Genomic DNA, 18861 nt, shown 5'->3' with positions numbered 1-18861 from the left:
CCTCTCCTCAAGGAGAGTCGAGACATGACCGTTGCGATCGAGATGGGCCACACGACCGCGGGCGCCCCGGCGGCACTGGATCTTGAGGAGCTGCTGGCGACCCGCCTGCTGGTGCAGGGCAATTCGGGCTCCGGCAAATCGCATCTGCTGCGCCGGCTGCTGGAGCAGAGTGCGCCTTGGGTACAGCAGACAATCATCGACCCCGAAGGCGATTTCGTCTCGCTGGGCGACCGGTTCGGCCATTTGGTGATCGATGCCGAAGAGCATACCGAGCGCGGCCTGCAGAGCGCCGGCGAGCGGGCGCGCATCCACCGCGTCTCCACGGTGCTCAATCTCGAGGGGCTCGACGCCGAGAACCAGATGCGGCGCACCGCTGCCTTCCTCGGCGGGCTTTTCGAGGTCGCCCGCGACCACTGGTATCCGATGCTGGTGGTGGTGGACGAGGCGCAGCTATTCGCGCCGGCAGTGGCGGGCGAGGTTTCGGACGAGGCGCGCAAACTCTCGCTCGGCGCCATGACCAATTTGATGTGCCGTGGCCGCAAACGCGGGCTGGCCGGGATCATCGCCACCCAGCGGCTTGCCAAGCTCGCCAAGAACGTCGCGGCCGAGGCTTCCAATTTCCTCATGGGCCGGACCTTTCTCGATATCGACATGGCGCGCGCCGCCGACCTTCTCGGCATGGAGCGGCGACAGGCGGAGGCGTTTCGCGACCTGGAGCGCGGGCAATTCATGGCGCTGGGCCCGGCGCTGTCGCGCCGTCCGCTGGGCTTGCGCATCGGCCCGACGGATACAAGTCCACGCAATGGCACGCCGCGGCTGATGCCGCTGCCGGAAGCGGCATTGGAGGACGCACGCGCGATCATCCTGGCAGCGCCGCCGCCGGAAACTGTCCGGCCGCAGCGCCGGTCGTCGCCGGACCTGCTCGATCAACTGATGGCGGCAAAATCGGCGGCACTGGAAATCCGCCCCGAACCGGTCGAGCCGCCGGTCAGCGCCGAGGATTTGGCGGAGCGGCGTGAGCGCGTCGACCGCGTGCTGCGCGCCGTGCTGGCGCAGCCCGACGCAGGGTTCCGTGTCATCGGCGTGCTCTATCAGGAGTTCGTGGTCCGCTGCCGCATAGAAGGCCTCGCCTCGGTCGTGCCGGATCTGCCCGAATTCCGCCGCATGCTGACACGCGCCCGCGCCGGCCTCGGCTCCGATATGGCAGGCGATGACGCGTGGCAGGATGTCTCGGTGCGCGCCTCCCTTCTGCCCGAGGATATGCAGGGCGTGTTCATGATGATCGCCCGCGCGGCCAAGGAAGGCTGGCCCTGCCCGAGCGACGCGGCGATTGCCCGCGCCTACGGCTCGCACTCGCTGCGCCGCGCCCGGCGCCTGCTGAGCTATATCGAGGAACAGGGGCTGATCGTGTGCCAGCTCGACGGGGTTGGAAGGCGAACAGTAACGCTGGTCGAGCTGGCCTGGGCGACGGCACCGGGCGACCCCAACGCCGAGGAGGCGGAGCAGGGCAGTTTGGCTGTGTGAGGCGGCGGCCGAGCGCGCAAAGGGAATGCCACGCATCAAGGCGATGTATGGCCAAGCGGCAGGTACAGCGGCGACTTTTTTTGCGCAGATAGGGCCTCGCTGGCCCGCCACAGCTCTTCCGCCTGATCTTCATCATAGACGACGAATTGGCGCGACGCAGATCCGCCTATTGTAAGTTGTTCGACGCTACAGCACTCCTGTCGACGGCGCTTTACATACCTTCTAAATTACCCGCGGGCCGGTCTGCTAATGAAGAGATCAGCCCCGATCAACTGACGAAGGACAAGAAATACGGCAGGACTTTAGCGCAAATAGACGCCGAAACTACGCTACCGCCGCCGATTACCCCCTTCGGTTCGTTCTGTTGACATCTCCTGCTTCTGGAGAGATGGTGAGATACTACGCGGCGGCCCTTTTTCCGAAGATTTTATTCTGCAGCTTTATCAAAGGATTTTGGCAATGCGTTTGTCTCGATCGCGCCGACTTATGGCCATCGCTTTGACGGCAATCGCAGCCGTCACCCTTCCCTCTTATGGACATGCCGAGGACAAGCTGCTGACCGAAGCGGTGCAGTTCAACGGTACAATCCTGTATCTCTCCACCGAGGTGCCTGGCCTGATCTTCGGCGCGGTGCGCAACGGCGAGACGGCCTTGGCCGGTTTCGGCAAGATTGCCGACGGGAGTGAAAAAGTGCCCAACGGCGACACAATGTTCCGCATCGCGTCCGTGAGCAAAGTGTTCTGCGGCAGTGTGCTTTCCTCGCTGGCGATCGACGGCAAGGTACAGCTCACCGACCGGCTGCAGGATCGCCTTGGCTGGGACGTCACGCTCCCTGAGAAGGATGGCCGCGCCCTCCGCCTGATCGATCTCGTCGCGCAAGCTTCCGGCCTTCCGCGGGAGGTGCCAGTGGCCGAGGCGCTCCCCTCCGACCCCTTCTCTACGAACACCAAAGAGGCGCAGATTGCCGCCCTCAAGGACAATCCGCTGCTCTTCGCGCCGGGCACCGCCGTTCTCTATTCGAACTTCGGATACGACCTCCTCGGAGCGGCGCTCGCGAATGTCTCTGGAAAGCCTTATGCCGAGGTCCTTCGGGAGCGTGTCCTCGATCCCCTCGGCATGAAAGACACGGTTTTCAACCCAAGACCGGAGGACGAGCCGCGCCTGATGCAGGGCCATAACTTCGACGGCAGCGCCATGCCCATCGTGCCGACGAGCACAGCCATGGAGTGCGCCGGTGGATTGTACTCGACCGCGGCCGACCTGCTCCGCTGGATGAACTGGCATGTTGACAACAAGCCTTCCGCGGCCGACGCCGAGTTCCGCCTCGTGAACCACGCGGCCTTTTTGTACCGGGACGGGCTCGCGTCGGTGGTGGGGCTGGATGACGGCGGCCCAATGGACGCCATGGGTCTCGGATGGGTCATCATGCTCCCCAACGAGCATCGCCCGCTCATCCTCCAGAAGAGCGGCGGCCTGCAAGGGATGTTTCTCTATGTTGCGATTGCACCGACACGCGGCGTCGGCGCTTTCTTCGTCATGAACGAATTCAATGCCGCCGGCTTCATGGCTGGGGTCAAGATGACGAACGATATCGTCGCAGAGATCGCTCCACGCTGATCGGGGGAACGTGCGCAATGATTAATGCGGTGGGAGGGGCCTGACGGACGGCATGTTTCGTGGCAAGGCAAGCGCGACATCGGCTATTTCCGGCCGACCGCTTAGCTATCCCCTTCTGAGGAAGACCTTTGCCTCGCTGCTGCCCGAGGATATGCAAGGTGTGTTCATGATGATCGCCCGCGCGGCCAAGGAAGGCTGGCCCTGCCCAAGCGACGCGGCGATCGCCCGCGCCTATGGTTCGCACTCGCTGCGCCGCGCCCGGCGCCTGCTGACCTATATCGAGGAGCAGGGGCTGATCGTATGCCAGCTTGACGGGGTCGGGAGGCGGACAGTGACGCTGGTGGAATTGGCCTGGGCGACGGCGCCGGGGGATCCTAATGCGGAGGAGGTGGCGCAGGGGAGCTTGGCTGTGTGAGGGCTGATGCAGCTTGGGCGAAAGCTGACGTCGCTCAAAAATCAGCAAAGCGCCAAGAGCGGTCATTGTGCTACTCAGACGTCGCGTTTGGGGCCGAGCGGACTGGCAGCTTCAGGCTGCGGATCTTCAAGAGCGGACGTTCATATCGGCGTGAGCATCGTCATGACCTGACCGAACCGGACCTTTCGGCCGGACTGCACGATGGTCAGCTTAGTGTGGAAAGCTGCCTTCTGTCCCACCCAACGAGCAAGTTGCACCAAAAAAAGCGGGGCTGCGCTCGGCAACATCTTTGCGGGCGAACGTGACAGCCGTAATGATGGGGCGCGTCTTCAACCTCTCGCGACAGCGGCTTACTTGCTTGTCGCGCTGGACGCCGCCGTTCCTGATCGGTACAATTTGTGGGTAAGAAGTGTGAAGTACCTTCTCCTCTCGTGGCAGTCCTGGGCGGTGCTCTCGGCCTGCTTCGCCGCTCTGACCGCTATTTTCGCCAAGGTCGGAGTGGAGAACGTTAGCTCGGACTTCGCCACCTTCATCCGTACCATTGTTATTCTGTTAGTCCTTGGGACGATCCTTGCGGCCACCAACCAGTTCCAGCCGCTTAGCTCTATTTCGAGCAGGACCTACCTGTCCCTCGTCCTGTCGGGGCTTGCTGCAGGTGCGTCGTGGATTTGCTATTTCCGTGCGCTTCAATTGGGAGATGCGGCACGCGTTGCCCCTATCGACAAACTGAGCGTCGTGCTCGTGGCGATGTTCGGAGTGACATTCCTCAAGGAGCACTCGTCGTTGTCGAATTGGGTGGGTGTTATATTGATCGCAACAGGCGCGGTTCTAGTGGGTTACAAAGGCTAAATGGTAGGCAAGTTGGCGACGGCGGATTGCCTCGACCTTGGGATTAGAATAGCCAGAAATAGGTTGGCAGATAACCGATCACCTGGAGGTATTCGATGCCTTCGATGGCAGGAAAGACCGCGAGAAAATAGAGAGCATTGAAGAATGTGCTTCTTAGCGCTTTCGTGGAGAACGTGTGCTGATGCTCGTCGTGATAAAGCCATAGTTTGGGCCAGAACCGTGTTGTTCTGGCCGCATACGCCTCGTATTTCGGGCCAAACTTTCCCAGAAGAAACGCCTCTTCCTTTCTAGCGGTCATCCCGAAAACCGCGTAGGTGCACACTCCGAGAACGACGGCAACGATGATCGACCCGAACATGAGGCCGATGCCGAATGCTCCAATCATCGAAAACAGATACAGGGGATTGCGAGTGATCGAGTATGGCCCGTTTACCGCCAACTCGGTGTTCTTCCGGCCCCCGACATATAGGATGCTCCACAATCTTCCGAATATGCAGACGAGGATCAGGACAAAGCCTGTCATCTCGATAAGTTCATGAAGGGTCGATGCTTCGTCCCAGCCTGGTCGAGAGAACAACAGCGATCCGATCGCCGCGATGCTCAAGCCCTGGACGACAAGAAGTCTCTTTCGCTGATTGAAAGGTTGCGGGGCAATTGAAGCGGACATCATGGTTCCTTTGACAGAGGCTTTTTTGGCGCTCGCGCCAAGCATCCGGTTCATTTTCGGGAGAGGCGCCGCAAGTTTAGGGCCAATGACCGCGGAGCAAGCGGCGCCGGCCCATGCGGCCCTATTCCTTACTATTAATCAGAACTTCACGAGCCGTGCTGCGCTTGTAGCGCTTGCAGGTGACTCCTTCCAGCCGATGGGCAAGGGCGCGGCCAGGGAGACCGCGCCCCGCCCGCGCGTCAGACGAAGAAGAAATCGGAGGCATTGATCAGCGCGGAGTCGAAATTGGCGATCTCTACGGTTCCCTCCGCGAAGCTCAGCACGGTCGAATGTCCGTCCTGCGTGACGGCGACGTCCTCGAAGCTCTCGACGCCCGTATAGGTCGCGATCTCGATGCGATCGGCGCCGTTCTCGAAGCCCCGGATCAGGTCCCTGCCGAAAGGTATCAGGTCGAAGACAAAGACATCCTCGGCGCCGGCCTCGCCAAAGAGGATATCGTCGTCCGCGCCGCCGGACATCCGCGCGCCGTCGCCGCCGGCCCGGAGCCGGTCGTCGCCTTCACCGCCCTTGAGCTCGTCGAAGCCATCGCCGCCGCAGAGCTGGTCGTTGCCCTCGCCACCCGCGAGTTCGTCATCGCCCGCATCGCCCTGGATTCTGTCGCGACCCTCGTCGCCATCAATCTCGTCGTCGCCCTCGTCGCCGAACAGCCGGTCGTGCCCCTCCTCGCCGGAGATCTCGTCATCGCCGGCGCCGCCATAGGCACGATCGTTGCCGTCGCCGGCCTCGATCTGGTCGTCGCCGCCGCTACCACGGATCACGTCGTTGCCGTCGAGCGCGATGAGCTGATCGTCCTCATCGGTTCCGACGAGCCGATCCTGGCCGTCAGTCCCGACCCGCCGGCTGATGCCGGTAGCTTCAACCAGGGCATTGACTGTCTCGCCGCTGAGCGGCGCATCGCTAACGGCAACGAAAGCATCGTCGAAATCGCCGTCGAAGTCCTCGGTGCTGGCCAGGCCATCCTCGAAGCTTACCACCTCGACCCCGGCGAGGCCGTCGTCGATATCGCTTGCAAGGGCGTTCTCGCCAGCCACCGGGTTCAGGAAATTGAAGCCGTCGCGGTTGCCGACCGAATGGAACGCCCGGATCGGCAGCAGGTTGCCGTCGGCATCGGTGACGACCGGCGCCACCCGGTCGTAGATGGTGGCCGGGCCTGGCGTGTAGGTCGTCGCGTCGTCGCCGTCGTAAACGTCGGCGACATCGCCTGAGGTGAAGTCGCGGAAGAAGAGGCCGCCGTCTGCGTAGTCCTCGAGCTCGAGGCCGAGATCCTCGACATCCGGGATGAGGAACAGGCCGAGCGACTGCCCGGCCGCGACTGCCATCGTCGCCTGGGCGCCCGCCTTCACGTCCTCGGTGTCGGCGAAGAGGATGCGCGCCTCGCCAATTTCGCCCGTCGCGGTGTCGAAAGTATAGGCGCCGATCGCGCCGTTGGTGCTCGCGTCCTCGCTAAGGAAGGTGATGGTCTTGGCAGCGCCGTCTCCCGCGAAGGCGAGCTCCGTCGGATCGACGGGGGCGGAAACGTCGACCTCGCGCCTGTTCGTGATCTCGATGACGAGCTCGGGCTCATCCTCCGAGAATACGACCTCCTCCTCCAACACCAGGCCGATGCCGGGCGCGAAGTATTTGTAGGCGCCCACGCCGGGCTCCAGGCCGGAAGTGTCGAGGATCTTCACGACGTCGTCAAAAGAGCCGAAGTCGGTCTCGACGGTGAGGCCTGTCGCGATCACCTCGCCTTCATCCTCCGCCACTCCGGCGTAGAATTCCTGAAAATAGCTGTCGCCCGGCATCGGTGCTGCGCGCATGATCCACCCCGGCGCGGCGCCGTCGACGCCTGCCTCCCACGATCCGCCGAAGTCGGTCCCGATGAACTCGCCCTCGTCGTTGTAGTTGTAGTTCGTCGCGATCTCGCCCAGATACCAGACGTTGCCGTCATCGGCCTGCGCGTACCAGTCGAGCGTGTCCTCGACGAGAACGCCGTCAGCATAGGCCGTATCGCGGACGACGACCGTCTCGACGCCCTCGATGATCTTCGTCTCGAACGTGGCGAAGTGATCGTTGCGCTCCGTCTCCTCCTCGCCGGTCTCGGGATCGATAAACGCGGCGCCGTAGCTGTTGATGGTGCCTCCGGGCAGCGGAAAGAACGTGTTGTCGATATTCGTGGAATTGCCGAACGTGGCGGCGGCGAAGTCGGGTAAAATGGCCATGGGAATGTCCTCCGAGGTGGGTCGCGTCGCGGGCGCGTCCGCGGCCGGACGCTCACGCCGCAGTCCCCAGCATGGCTTGGCTCCCGCCTCACGGGAATCCGGCAGGCGTGACGGGTAAAAAGACTCAGCCTTTCAAAGCCCTAGACGGCACATCCTACGGATGTGAGTGCCCTGCCGGCGGCAGTTAGCATGACAGCTTTCCCGGTCACGGACTGCAGTCGAGTATCTGAGGGCGTGAAGCCTTGAAGCTGGCCAGCGGCGGACCAAAACGAGGGAGGGCAATTTTGGCGTTCACGGGCTTCTTCAAGGGACGCCTTGGCCATCATGCGTGAACGCAATTGGGGCCCTTATCTCCGTGCCGACGTGCGGCAGTCTACCTGCCGAACTCCACACCTCCGCTGAAATCGAACACCGCACGCACGCTGAGAATGTGAGCGTTTTCGTGATCCGCATTCCGCGCGAACGTATAGGCGGCGGCGAGTTGCCATTTTGATCCAACGAACGGCGTATTGTCGTCGGACGAATATATGACCTCGAAATCAGCTAGGTAATCGCGGGTATCCGGACCTCCGGCGACCAGGTTCGTCTGCTCCGTGTAGGTCGCGATATAGGTTAAGGAGTCTACGTCGAGCGCGGCGGAGCCCGTGACGACCAGGGCATCGTCCTGGCGGCCGTCAAAATGCCGAAGATACGACGTTTCGCCCAGCAGCCTGAGCGTCATTTCGTCCAGTTCGAAACTCTTGGTCGCGGCGGCGAGGTAGGCAAGTTCGTCACCAAGCTTAACGTCGTCTTCGATGTCCTCCTCGGTAGGATGCCCGGCCCTCTGATACCGAAAGCCGAACCTGTAGCCAAATTCGCCGTCCAAATAGCAATCGGCTGTTTCCGAACCTTCGCAGCCATCAAGAGTTACCGAGAACGACGACACGCCCTTTGTGTTGCCCGCGCCGCCATCCGACAGGCTGGCCCGGCCCCGGTTGGTAAAGAGCGACTCGCTGAGGATCGTGCGATCGGTTGTGAATGCAGTCGCTGCCAAAGCATGGTTCAACCCGAGGTTTTCGAAGCGGAGAACAATTTCCCCGCCTAGACGTTCGTCCGCGTCGAAATCCGACACCAGTTCCGTGGCATTGATCCCTGGCGCGACTTCGCTGGCGAGACTGAAGATCGTATCGAATTTTCCGGCCCGCGTGGTAGCGGGACCTGCCTCGATCACGGTATACAGTTCGGCTACGTAGGTGCCAATTCCTTCAAGAACCGTATTCTCGCCGGGCGCCGAGTCCACCACCGGCTCGGTGATGATGGAAGTCTCCAGTTGCAGATAGTCCGTCGGCGCGAAAAGCAAATCGGCTGTGAATGTCGGTTGAAGCACGTCGGACGTCAGGAATGACGGATCGGCCGCAAAAATCCAGTCGTTTTGAAGTTCCGTAGATAGTTCGTAACTGACACAGGGCGCCGCGCAGCCCTCGACCAGCTCCGCTACTGGATCTTCGGCCAGTACTGGAGTTGAGAATACAAGCAACCCCAGGCCGGTGAGAACTGAGGCAAGAAAGCGCACGGCCCGTGACCCTGGAGCTAGCTCCGCGCTACGCCCGGCGCGAAGCGGCCGGCCGGCTCGACATCTCGGGACGAGCAAGGCCGTTGCGAGCCCCCAAGGAGTTCGACGGCACCGGCGGCAGAAGCAACTCCTCGAGGAAATAGGCAGAGAGCGCCGCGCGGCCCGAGAGCTCAGCCTTGTGGTAGAGCGCAGTCGCTTGCTGGCGAATGGTCGCTTCGCTTGCTCCCCGGATTCGCGCGATCTCCTTGTGGCTGAAGCCCTTGAGCAGCAGGAGCCCGACCTCCTGCTCCGTCTGGGTGCAACCCCAAGCCGCAAACTGGCGCTGGATGGCGGCGCCGAGTTCCTGGAAATGGTCATCCAGGCCGGCCCGCCACTGCGTGTCGCGCTCACGGATTCGCGCAATCTCATCGCGCATGTCGAAGCTTTCCGCTTCCTGCTCCCGCAGGCGCGAGGACAGGAGCGCAACGCAGGCCGAGCAGCCTACGAGAAGTGCAATGCCCGCCGCTTCCGTCAACAGCTCGGTGAGGGTCACCACCTCATCCTCCCTCACCGCCTCCATGCCGAGCAGGAGGGCGAAGGCCCCCACCGCACCCGCAATCAGGATCTGCCGGCCGCGTCCCTTGGTCCAGTCCATAGTCTGTCTCCGAAGCTCGAGTAGCGGCTGCGCGCCCTTGGCTCGCCATGTCGCCGCCATTTTGCGCCTGCCAGCCGCAACGTGCAACAGATGGGCGAGGGCGTCAGTCACGTGATGAAGAAAAGGTCATCGGCGCCGAGCAACGCGATCCCAACAGCGTGATCTCCACGCTCCCGGTCACGCCGCGTCGCCCCGGAACCCAAAATCATTATTCGTGTCGAGCGCGACGCCATCGAAGCGCGCCACCAAATCCGCGAGCGTAGGGAAATCGCCCTCTCCGGCCGTGGCGGAAAACCGGAAGGTGTTGGTTCCTTCTACGCCACCGCCCACGAGCAGGTCGTCCTGACAGCGGGCCGGCGTCAGCGGAAGTCCGTAATTGGCGGCGCAAAGCGGACATTTATCCAGCTTCCACCGAATGACTGCTCCCGGCAACCACGACCCTCAGCGTGGTCGCTTGGGATGTCGGCTCTCAGGAAGCGGCAATTCTGATCTCAATGTCCGACATCGGGGCGCAAAGCTGTCATGCACGGCTCCGTTTGCGAGAGTCTGCTTCGGGTCAAAGCAGCTGCTCGCGTCAATCCTCCCCTACCGATCCTCAATAATCCGCAGATAAGCCGCCGTCACAAACAGCACGATCAGCCCGAACAGTATCCGCCGCGCGCCTTCTGGCATCTGCAGGATGGTGAGCAGCGTCGTCAGCACGGTGAGGATCAGCGCCCCGATGATGGTGCCGGTGTAGCCGCCGCGGCCGCCGAAGATCGAGGTTCCGCCGATCACGGCGGCTGCTACCGAGGGCAGCACCAGCGGCTCTGCCAGCGACAGCGACGGCGCCTTGATCAGGCCGATGTAGAGCATCCCGGTAATCCCTGCGAGCACGCTCGAGATGACGTAGAGCGCGGTGATGACCTGCCAGTAGCGGACGCCGGACAGGCGTGCTGCCCCTTCATTGTCGCCGACCGCGTAAAGCAGGCGGCCGAACCCGGTGCGGTTCAAGGTGAAAACAATGAGGACGGCGATGGGCACGAACAACAGCAGCGCATTGGGCACGCCATAGGTCAGGCCGGTGCCGAGCCAGGCCAGGAAGGGCGGAATCTTGGCGCCCGAAGCGATGACGGTACGCTGATAGACCTGCAGGCAGCCGGTGCCGATCAGGCTGGTGCCGAGCGTCATGATCAGCGGGTGCACGCGAAACACGCCGACGCCGATGCCGTTGACCAGGCCAATGAGCACCGCCGGCACAAGTGCGATGAGGATCGCCACCGCCGGGTCATGATTGACGACCTGCGTCGCCATGATGAAGGCGCTCATCGTCGCTACGGTTCCGACCGACAGATCGATGCCGCCGGTCAGCATGGTCATGGTCTGGCAGCCGGCCAGAATTGCCAGCGGGATGGCGAATTTGACGGTGTTGGCAAGCCACCGCTCGTTGACGATGCCGGGGCGCAGGATCTGCAGCACCAGCACCAGGATGACGAGCAGGATGATCAGGGGAATCAGCGGCCGGTCGGCCATGAAGCGCTTGAGGCGGCGGCCGAAGGGTACCGGTTGGATCGCGGTTGTGCTCATGACGTTGCTCGCGATTGGTTTTGCCCGATGTTGGTGCTGTTCCGGTTGGGGGAGGATGGCGTTCCACGGCGCCCCCCTCTGTCCTGCCGGTCGCCACGAGGGACAGGGCGATCGCATAGGAGCAAGTGCCCCCTCACCCGGATTGCCAACCGAATTGCGAAGGGCAATTCGGGGCAATCCGACCTCTCCCCGAGGGGAGAGGAGGTCGCCAGCGTCGACGCCAGCCTCTTCTCCCCAACGGGGAGAAGGTGGACGCGAAGCGGCCGGATGAGGGGGTCTCTCATACGCGATTGCTTTGCCTTAAAGGGAGAGATCGTCAGCATCACCTCGCCTCTCATGATGGCCGGCTCCGCATGGTGATGAAGGCGCCGAACATGACAACGGCGACCATGATCGCGCCCTCGATGATTGCGGTGACGTTGGGATCGATGGCCAGCAGCGTCAGGTCGGTGCGCACCAGCCGCAGCACGAAGACCGCGACGATCGGGCCGAGCAACCCGCCCTTGCCGCCGCCAAGTGCGACGCCGCCGAGCACGACCGCCGCCACGCTGGCAAGAAGATAGGGGCCGGGAATGGGGGCGCCGATGCCTGTGCTCATGGTCAGCGCCAGCCCGCCCATGGCAGCGAAAAGCCCCGACAGGGCGTAGGCGATGATCTTGGTGCGCGCGACAGGCACGCCGCTGCGAAACGCCGCGAGCTCGCTGCTGCCGATGGCGTAGATCGACAGGCCGAGTTTTGAGCGCTTGAGCGGTATCCAGATGATGCAGAGGCAGACGACCAAAAGCACCAGCGCCTTCGGTATCCAGGCGGAGATCCCGGGCAACCCCGGGATCGCGACCGTCCCGACGATGGTCGCCCTCAGCCATTCGGCGACCGCGCCGCCGGGCGCACTGAGGACCAGCAGCGCCGCGCCCTGCAGAACGAAGAGGGTGGCCAGCGTGACGACGATGTCGGGCACGCGGGTGACGACGATCAGCATGCCGTTGACGGCGCCCAGCACCAGTCCCATGGCCAGCACGAACGGCACGACGAAAAGCGCGTATTCCTCGCTGGCGCCGTCCATCATCGAGGCGGCGGTGACGCTGGTCAGCGCCATCATGGCGCCGACGGAAAGATCGATGCCGCCGGCGATGACGACAATCGTCTGGGCGGCCACGGCAAAGGCGTAGGGCAGCACGGCGCGCACCAGCGAGCCGAAATCGCCGCTGCCATAGCCCGGCTGGATGAGCCTGGTGATCACGAAGAGGACCACGAAGAGGACAAGCAGGCCTGCGACCCAGCCCTGACGGCGGACGAGGCGGGTCAAGGTTTCGCCACCGGGCTCGAGTGGATATCGGCGAGAATGCCGACATCCTCCTTGGCGCCGCGCGGCAAGCCATAGGCGGCGCGCATCAGCGCCGGCTCGTCGGCGAGTTCGACGGGGAAGACATCGACGACGCGCCCTCCAAAGATGACGATGACGCGATCGCAGACACGCTGTACCTCCTCGAGCTCGGATGTATAGAACAGCACGGACTTGCCCTGGTCGGCGAGTTCGCGCAGCAGCTTGTAGATCTCCTGCTTGGTGCCGACATCGATGCCGCGTGTCGGGTCGAAGCAGAGGATGGTCTGTGCTTCGGCGGCGATCCAGCGGGCGATCGTCACCTTCTGCTGGTTGCCGCCGGACAGGCGCTGCACCTCGCGCTGGGCGCGCGTGTCGATCTGCAGACGCTCGATCGCACTGACGACGCTGGAGCGTTCCTGCGCCATGTTGATCGGCCCCCAGTTGCGCAACGCGGCGCTGAACGGGAGCGCGATGTTTTCGCGCACGGAGCGCTGCATGGTCAAAGCTTCGGTGCGGTCGCCGGGCACATAGGCAATGCCGGCGCGGATCGCATCGGCCGGATGCACGAATCTCATCGGCTTCCCGTCCACCTCGATCGTGCCGCCGGACGGGCGGATGGAGCCGGCGAGGGCGGCGAAGAGCTCGTCCTGGCCTTGTCCCTCAAGCGCGACGACGCCCGCAACCTCGCCGTTGGCCAGGTCGAACGAGACGTCGTTGAGCTTGGTGCCGACACGAAGGTTCGCCACGCCGAGGCGCGGACGGCTATCCCTAGGCGAAGCGGCCTGGCCCGCCTGGCGCGCCGCCACTTGCGTCTTTTCGACCTTGGCGCCGAGCATCATCTCGACGATGCGCTCCTCGACGCCTGGTTCGATGTCGACGACGCCGACGGTCTCGCCGTCGCGAAGCACGGTGGCGCGGTCGCAAAGTGCCGATATCTCGACAAAGCGGTGGGAAATGAAGATCACTGAACGGCCGCTGTCGCCCTGGCGGCGAACGACCTCCAGCACCTTTTCGGCAAGGTTTGCCGGCAGTGCCGCGGTCATCTCGTCGAGCAGCAGAACGTCGGGCTCGACCGCCAGCGCGCGCGCCAGATCGAGCACGCGCAGCACGGCAAGCGGGATGTCGCGCGCGGTGTCGCGTATGTCGAGGTCGGGAATGCCGAGTTCGCGCACCCAGGCGCGGAACGGCTCGACCGGCGTGTCGGTCAGGCGAAGGTTGGAGGCGACGTCGAGATCGGGGATCAGCGATGGTTCCTGGTAAACCGGAAGCAGGCCGGCGCGGCGCGCATCGGCGGGGGAGCGCACGTCGCGCGTCTCGCCGCGGATCAGGATATGCCCGGCATCGGCGCGGATGGCGCCGGTCAGAATTTTGACCAGCGTCGATTTGCCGGCGCCGTTGGCGCCCATCAGGGCGTGAACCTCGCCCGGCAGAACCGACAGCGACGCGTTGCGCAGCGCCACCACAGCGCCGTAAGTCTTCACGACGCCGGTGGCGTCCAGGAGGGGGTTGGTGGTCAAAATCGCGTTGCTCTCGATTTATGTAGCCCAAATCATTTCACGCTGGCGCCGCCCCTCACCTGCCTGCCGGCATCCTCTCCCCGTATAGAGACGGGGAGAGGGCGCTTTCATCGCCGGTTTCGCCAATCATCACCGTCGCAGGAAGAGCGCCGGAGTTGCGGCCGGCCCCCTTCTCCCCGTCACTCTACGGGGAGAAGTGCCCGGCAGGGCGATGAGGGGCGGCGCCAACCTCGACAATTGGCCGTCTCCGCACAAGTTGGAAACGGTCATGGTCTGAAGCGAAAGCCCATCTTTACTCACCCGGGCCCTTGCAGGCGATGATCTGGTCCTTGGTGTAGGTGGTCCACTCCGGGATGGAGATCGAGACCGGCCATTCCGGGCTCAGCGACGGATCGGCCGCGCCCTTCAGCTTGGCCTTGCCCTCTTCGGTGGCGTTCTCCCAGAGCTGCGGTTCGACCAGCACGGTCTGCTCCGCCGGCTTCTTGCCGTTCAGGATCTGCAGAGCCAGCGTCACGCCGGCGCCGCCGATCGAACCGGGATTGGTCACCGCCGCGCCGACAAGGCCTTCGACCGAGTTCAGCTGGCCGACGAAGCCGGCATTGTCGGCGCCGACCACCGGCACCAGCGGCGTCTGCGACTCGACCAGCGCGTCGACGATCACATTGTCGATGCCCGAGGTCCAGATGCCGTTGAACGGCGATCCGGTGGCGATGAAATCGAGGATCTGCTGCTTGCCCTGGTCCTGCTGCCAGCCGGTGAAAACCTCGTGCACGACCTTCACGTCGGGGAATTCGGCAAGCGCCTTCTTGAAACCCTTGTCGCGGTCGCTGTCGGCCGAGGCGCCGGCCGCGCCGCGCATGTAGACGACGTCGCCCTTGCCGCCGATCTGCTGGAACAGCCATTTGGCGCCGAGATAGGCGTACTGCTCCTGGTTGTTGGAGATGATGTAGGCCGAGGGCTCGGTGACCGCCTGGTCGACGGCGACGACGACGATGCCGGCCTTGGTGGCTTCCTCGAGGGCTGACTTGATGCCGGCGGGATCGGCCGGGTTGACGACGATGGCGTTGACCTTGGCGCTGATCAGGTTGCGGATGTCCTCGAGCTGGCCGGCGGCGTCGGTGTTGCGATGGGCAATGTTGAGCTTGGTCACCTCGCCGGAGGCGAGCGCCTGCGCCTTGATGGCGCAGATCATCTCCTCGCGCCAGCCGTTGCCCTGCACCGTGTTGGAGACGCCGATCGTGTATTTGGCTTCAGCGGACGAGACGCCCACCGAAGCCAGAAATGCCGCGCCGGCAAGCAGCGGGACCATTGCCAGATATTTTTTCATTTCAGTCTTCCTCCACATTGATCTCAGTTCAGTTCGAAAAGGGGCTCATTTCACGAAGGGGCGCAGCACGTCGCGGGCCAGCAGAAAGCCGCGCTTGACCTTTTCATCGCTCCCCTCAAACCCCCGGTCCTCGTGCTCGATGATGATGGGCCCGTCGTAGCCGGCCCGGTAGAGGCCGGAGAAGATCACATTCCAGTCGACATCGCCAAGCCCCGGCATGCGCGGCACCTGCCAGCCCATGCCGGCCGAGAGAATACCGCGCTCGTAAAGTCCATCATGATCGATCATCAGGTCCTTGGCATGAACATGCAGCATGTACGGGCCGAATTCCCTGATGAAGCGGGCCTGGTCGATCATCTGCCAGACCAGATGCGACGGGTCGAAATTCATGCCGACGTCGCCGCCCCACGCCTCGAGAATGCGGCGCCAGATATGGGGCGAATAGGCGATGTTGTGGCCGCCCGGCCATTCGTCATAGCTGAAGATCATCGGGCAGTTCTCAAAGGCCAGCTTGACGCCGTTGTCGCGCGCATGGGCGATGATAGCGGGCCAGACCTTGAGTGCCTCTTGCCAGTTGGCGTCGATGGTTTTTGAAGCGTCGCCGCCGCAGAAGGTGTTGACCACCGGCACGCCCATATGGCTCGCCAGCACGATCACCTTCTTCAAATGATCGATGACGGCCTTGCGGCGGGCGGCATCGGGATGCAGCGGATTGGGATAAAAGCCGAGGCCGGAGATCGACAGGTTCTCTTCCGCCAGTGCGGCGGCGATTTCCTTCGCCTGCGTGGCCGAGGTCGAGGCGGCGTCGATATGGCTGGTGCCGGCATAGCGCCGGGCAGCGCCTGAGGATTTCGGCCAGCAGGCGATCTCCAGCGCCTCGAAGCCGGCAGAACTTGCCCAGTCGGCGACCTCGCCGAGCGAGGTGTCGGCAAACGGTGCGGTGAGCAGTCCGAGCTTCATATTGCCCTCCCCTGGTCGTGATCCACGACCGATCTACTATGCCGATTGTGCGGGCCGCTTCAACCGTGTGGCCGCCGGCAATGCGCAAACCTGTCCGACGAACGCCATCGGATCGTCGCAGAGCAAGCCGTCGTGACTGGCCGTGACAGCCGTGCGGAAATCATCGTTAGCGGCGATCCAGTCCGCCATTCCCGCGCCACCCGGCAAAGCAGCGGTGGAAGGCGCCGACGCCGATATGGGCGATGCCCGGGGCCAGCGCTGTCCGGTCGTAGGACGGCTTTTGGACGGAAGGAGGAAGCCGGCTAAGCAGTGCCGGGCCCAGCGGTTCGGGCGATGCGGAAGCCGTCACCGGTTCGCCCCGACGACCCATTGCTCCTGGTCGATCAGCGCGCCGGTCATCGGCCCGGAGGCGTCGGCGAGCAGGAAGACAGTGAGGTTGGCCACCTCGTCGGCTGCCAGCAGGCGCCCGAAAGGCTGCGACGCGTTGGCGGCGTCGATCCAGCCCGGGCCATGCCCCAGCGTCTCGGCTTGCATGATGCGTTCGGCCGGCGTGTCGGTCCAGCCGACATTGATGCCGTTAACGCGGATGCGGTCGAATCGGTGCGCATTGGCGGCATTGCGGGTGAGTGTGGCTAACGCGCCCTTGGTGGCCGAATAGACGGCGAGTTCCGGCGAGCCGCAATGCGCGTTGATCGACAGGATGTTGACGATGGCGCCGCCTTGACCTTGCTTGCGCATCTGCGTGATGGCTGCCTGCATCAGGAAGAACGGCGCCCGCGCATTGACGGCGAACAGCGCCGCCCAATCGTCGAGGTCGGCATCGAGAAACGAGGCGCGGTTGGTCAGGCCGGCGGCGTTGACCAGCGCGTCGATACGGCCGAAACGACTGACGCATTCGTCCACCAGCCGCGCCGGCGCCGTGGTATCCGCCAGATCGGCGGCGACGAACGCGGTTGGCGTGCCGGCCTGGGAGAGCGACGTCGCCACTTCGTTGCCGCGCACGGGCTCGCGGCCGGTGACCAGCAGACCGCCGGCACCAGAACGCGCGAGCGTCTCGGCGATCGCCCGGCCAATGCCTTGCGTCGCACCGGTGACCAGCACCACCTTGTTGTCTAGCCGAAGTTCCATTCCTCCTCCCGGAACAACGTTTCATTTTTTCAGATATGGAAGCCAGCAGATCAACCATGCGCTCGAAGCGATGTCGAGGCCATTGTCGATGCGGCCGAGCGAGGCCTGCGAGGCGCCGACCATGCCATTGAGAAAATGCAGATTGGCGTTGGGCCGCTGCAAAGATGCGGCTGATTGGGCATCTGACAACAGCATGACTCCCCCAGGCGGGGCGCCAGCCCACTCCGGCAACGACCTGATTTTGCTGTTGTGGAGCGATTTCGGTCGAGCTAAATGTGGGTTGGGCTTAGGGGTTTTGAAGTGACGGACATCATCGTAGACGTGTTTGCTGGCGCGTGGGCGGCCGGTGGATTTGCCGTGATCTGGTACGTTAGGACGAGACCATCTATCGCTGAAGATCACGAGGACCGCGATCTGCGAGAATGGCTTGATGGGCAGGTTTAAGCCCCAAGCTCAAAGCGGCCTTCCGCCAGAGCGCCTTCGGGGTGCGCCGGTACAGCTATCTTCTTGATTTTACTGGGGTAAATTTCCGCTGGTGGAGCTGAGGAGGATCGAACTCCTGACCTCGTCATTGCGAACGACGCGCTCTCCCAGCTGAGCTACAGCCCCGTCCAGCGGATGGCCGCATTTATCGGGCGCGGCGGTTTCCTGTCAAGACTGCGTTTTGCCCAAAAGCCGCGCGGCCAGCCACCGGCCTGGCGTGGCCGCGGAAGCTCTTGCCGCTTTCGCCCGTAATGGCTACATGTCGGCAACCAATCGGAGACCGGCATGATAGCCCTCATTCAGACCATTGTCCTGGCGCTTGACATTTATTGGTGGATCATCATCGCTTCGGCGATTTTCTCATGGCTCTACGCCTTCAACGTCGTCAACTCGCGCAACCAGTTCGTCGATAGCGTCAGCAACATGCTGTTCCGGCTGACCGAGCCGGCGCTGCGGCCGATCCGCCGCTTCCTGCCCGATCTCGGCGGCATCGATATTTCGCCGATCATCCTGCTTCTGATCCTGTTCTTCCTCAGGCAGTTCCTGCTCACCACGGTGTTGCCGCTGGTCTGACCAAGCGTTTATGAGCACCTCGTTTCGCTTGCGTAATGACGGTGTCGACCTGTTCGTCCGGCTGACGCCGAAAGCGGCGATGGACAGGCTCGAAGGCATCGAGACCTCGGGAGACGGGCGAAGCCACCTGAAGGCGCGCGTCCGCGCCGTGCCGGAAAACGGCGCCGCCAACCAAGCGCTCGTACGGCTGGTCGCCAAGGCGCTGGGAGTGTCGCGATCGGCCGTCTCGGTCGTCGCCGGCGGCACGGCCCGGCTGAAGACGCTGCGCATCCTCGGCGATCCGGCTGCGCTGGCGAAAGCCATCGAGGCGCTTAGCAGCGCTTGAACCGTCTCAGTCCTGCCCTCTTTGCCAATACTTGGCATCTCCCCCACAAGGGCAGGGCTATCGCAGGTGGAAAGCCGAGGCTTTCGCTCTACGATGTACCCCCACCCCTAACCCCTCCCCACAAGGGGGAGGGAGACTT

18 protein-coding genes, 1 tRNA gene and 1 pseudogene are annotated in these 18861 nt (G+C 63.5%); 6 read left to right on the top strand and 14 right to left on the bottom strand.

Annotation, left to right across the window (positions count from 1 at the left end):
• Positions 1–24 precede the first annotated feature (24 nt).
• From AC0L3L_RS17350 to AC0L3L_RS17335, 4 genes and pseudogenes are all read left to right on the top strand, one after another.
• Positions 25–1524, top strand: a complete 1500-nt coding sequence (locus AC0L3L_RS17350; protein WP_473638495.1) for a helicase HerA domain-containing protein — start codon at positions 25–27, stop codon at positions 1522–1524.
• A gap of 486 nt (positions 1525–2010) precedes the next feature.
• Positions 2011–3141 carry a D-alanyl-D-alanine-carboxypeptidase/endopeptidase AmpH gene (gene ampH, locus AC0L3L_RS17345; RefSeq protein WP_473638493.1) on the top strand — a complete coding sequence of 377 codons (1131 nt, stop codon included), beginning with the start codon at positions 2011–2013 and terminating at the stop codon, positions 3139–3141.
• A gap of 130 nt (positions 3142–3271) precedes the next feature.
• Positions 3272–3556 (top strand): annotated as a pseudogene (locus AC0L3L_RS17340) (ATP-binding protein); the annotation flags it as partial.
• Positions 3557–3967: 411 nt separating this feature from the next.
• On the top strand, positions 3968–4405 hold the full coding sequence (locus AC0L3L_RS17335; protein WP_473638619.1) for an EamA family transporter: 438 nt from the start codon (positions 3968–3970) through the stop codon (positions 4403–4405).
• 43 nt (positions 4406–4448) lie between these two features.
• Here the strand turns inward: AC0L3L_RS17335 and AC0L3L_RS17330 are convergent, their stop codons facing one another.
• The 14 genes from AC0L3L_RS17330 to AC0L3L_RS17265 all read right to left on the bottom strand — a co-directional run bounded on the left by AC0L3L_RS17330 (position 4449) and on the right by AC0L3L_RS17265 (position 17950).
• Positions 4449–5126, bottom strand: coding sequence for a methyltransferase family protein (locus AC0L3L_RS17330; RefSeq protein WP_473638492.1), 678 nt, complete (start codon positions 5124–5126; stop codon positions 4449–4451).
• Between the two features lie 185 nt (positions 5127–5311).
• Complete coding sequence (locus AC0L3L_RS17325; RefSeq protein WP_473638491.1) at positions 5312–7333, bottom strand: hypothetical protein; 2022 nt, start codon at positions 7331–7333, stop codon at positions 5312–5314.
• A gap of 373 nt (positions 7334–7706) precedes the next feature.
• On the bottom strand, positions 7707–8885 hold the full coding sequence (locus AC0L3L_RS17320) for a hypothetical protein (RefSeq protein ID WP_473485844.1): 1179 nt from the start codon (positions 8883–8885) through the stop codon (positions 7707–7709).
• A 28-nt stretch (positions 8886–8913) separates the two neighbouring features.
• Entirely contained in the window at positions 8914–9519 is a 606-nt protein-coding gene (locus AC0L3L_RS17315) for a helix-turn-helix transcriptional regulator (RefSeq protein WP_165848609.1), read from the bottom strand.
• A 177-nt stretch (positions 9520–9696) separates the two neighbouring features.
• Complete coding sequence (locus tag AC0L3L_RS17310; RefSeq protein WP_133254785.1) at positions 9697–9951, bottom strand: hypothetical protein; 255 nt, start codon at positions 9949–9951, stop codon at positions 9697–9699.
• Between the two features lie 153 nt (positions 9952–10104).
• Positions 10105–11085 carry an ABC transporter permease gene (locus AC0L3L_RS17305; protein WP_473638490.1) on the bottom strand — a complete coding sequence of 327 codons (981 nt, stop codon included), beginning with the start codon at positions 11083–11085 and terminating at the stop codon, positions 10105–10107.
• Positions 11086–11419: 334 nt separating this feature from the next.
• Positions 11420–12391, bottom strand: coding sequence for an ABC transporter permease (locus AC0L3L_RS17300; RefSeq protein ID WP_473485842.1), 972 nt, complete (start codon positions 12389–12391; stop codon positions 11420–11422).
• On the bottom strand, positions 12388–13926 hold the full coding sequence (locus tag AC0L3L_RS17295) for a sugar ABC transporter ATP-binding protein (RefSeq protein ID WP_473638489.1): 1539 nt from the start codon (positions 13924–13926) through the stop codon (positions 12388–12390). Before AC0L3L_RS17295 ends, AC0L3L_RS17300 begins: the two co-directional genes overlap by 4 nt.
• A 292-nt stretch (positions 13927–14218) precedes the next feature.
• A complete protein-coding gene (locus AC0L3L_RS17290) occupies positions 14219–15253 on the bottom strand; it encodes an ABC transporter substrate-binding protein (protein WP_473485840.1) in 1035 nt (344 codons plus the stop codon).
• Between the two features lie 45 nt (positions 15254–15298).
• Positions 15299–16213 (bottom strand): sugar phosphate isomerase/epimerase family protein, encoded by a 915-nt coding sequence (locus AC0L3L_RS17285; protein WP_473485839.1) that lies wholly within the window; start codon positions 16211–16213, stop codon positions 15299–15301.
• A 166-nt stretch (positions 16214–16379) separates the two neighbouring features.
• Positions 16380–16562 (bottom strand): hypothetical protein, encoded by a 183-nt coding sequence (locus AC0L3L_RS17280; protein ID WP_473485838.1) that lies wholly within the window; start codon positions 16560–16562, stop codon positions 16380–16382.
• Complete coding sequence (locus AC0L3L_RS17275) at positions 16559–17341, bottom strand: SDR family oxidoreductase (protein ID WP_473485837.1); 783 nt, start codon at positions 17339–17341, stop codon at positions 16559–16561. Before AC0L3L_RS17275 ends, AC0L3L_RS17280 begins: the two co-directional genes overlap by 4 nt.
• A 21-nt stretch (positions 17342–17362) precedes the next feature.
• The gene (locus tag AC0L3L_RS17270; protein WP_473638488.1) at positions 17363–17743 is read right to left on the bottom strand and encodes a hypothetical protein; all 381 of its coding nucleotides are present in this window, start codon (positions 17741–17743) and stop codon (positions 17363–17365) included.
• 131 nt (positions 17744–17874) lie between these two features.
• A tRNA-Ala gene (locus AC0L3L_RS17265) sits at positions 17875–17950 on the bottom strand.
• 159 nt (positions 17951–18109) lie between these two features.
• On the opposite strand from AC0L3L_RS17265, the gene AC0L3L_RS17260 reads away from it, so the two are divergent.
• Positions 18110–18397, top strand: coding sequence for a YggT family protein (locus AC0L3L_RS17260; protein WP_473485835.1), 288 nt, complete (start codon positions 18110–18112; stop codon positions 18395–18397).
• A 10-nt stretch (positions 18398–18407) separates the two neighbouring features.
• Complete coding sequence (locus tag AC0L3L_RS17255; protein WP_473485834.1) at positions 18408–18722, top strand: DUF167 family protein; 315 nt, start codon at positions 18408–18410, stop codon at positions 18720–18722.
• Positions 18723–18861: the final 139 nt, after the last annotated feature.

The organism is Mesorhizobium sp. WSM4849 (assembly GCF_055811385.1).
Note: the sequence above shows the minus strand (reverse complement) of the source record. Positions and strands in the feature narration are given on the sequence as shown.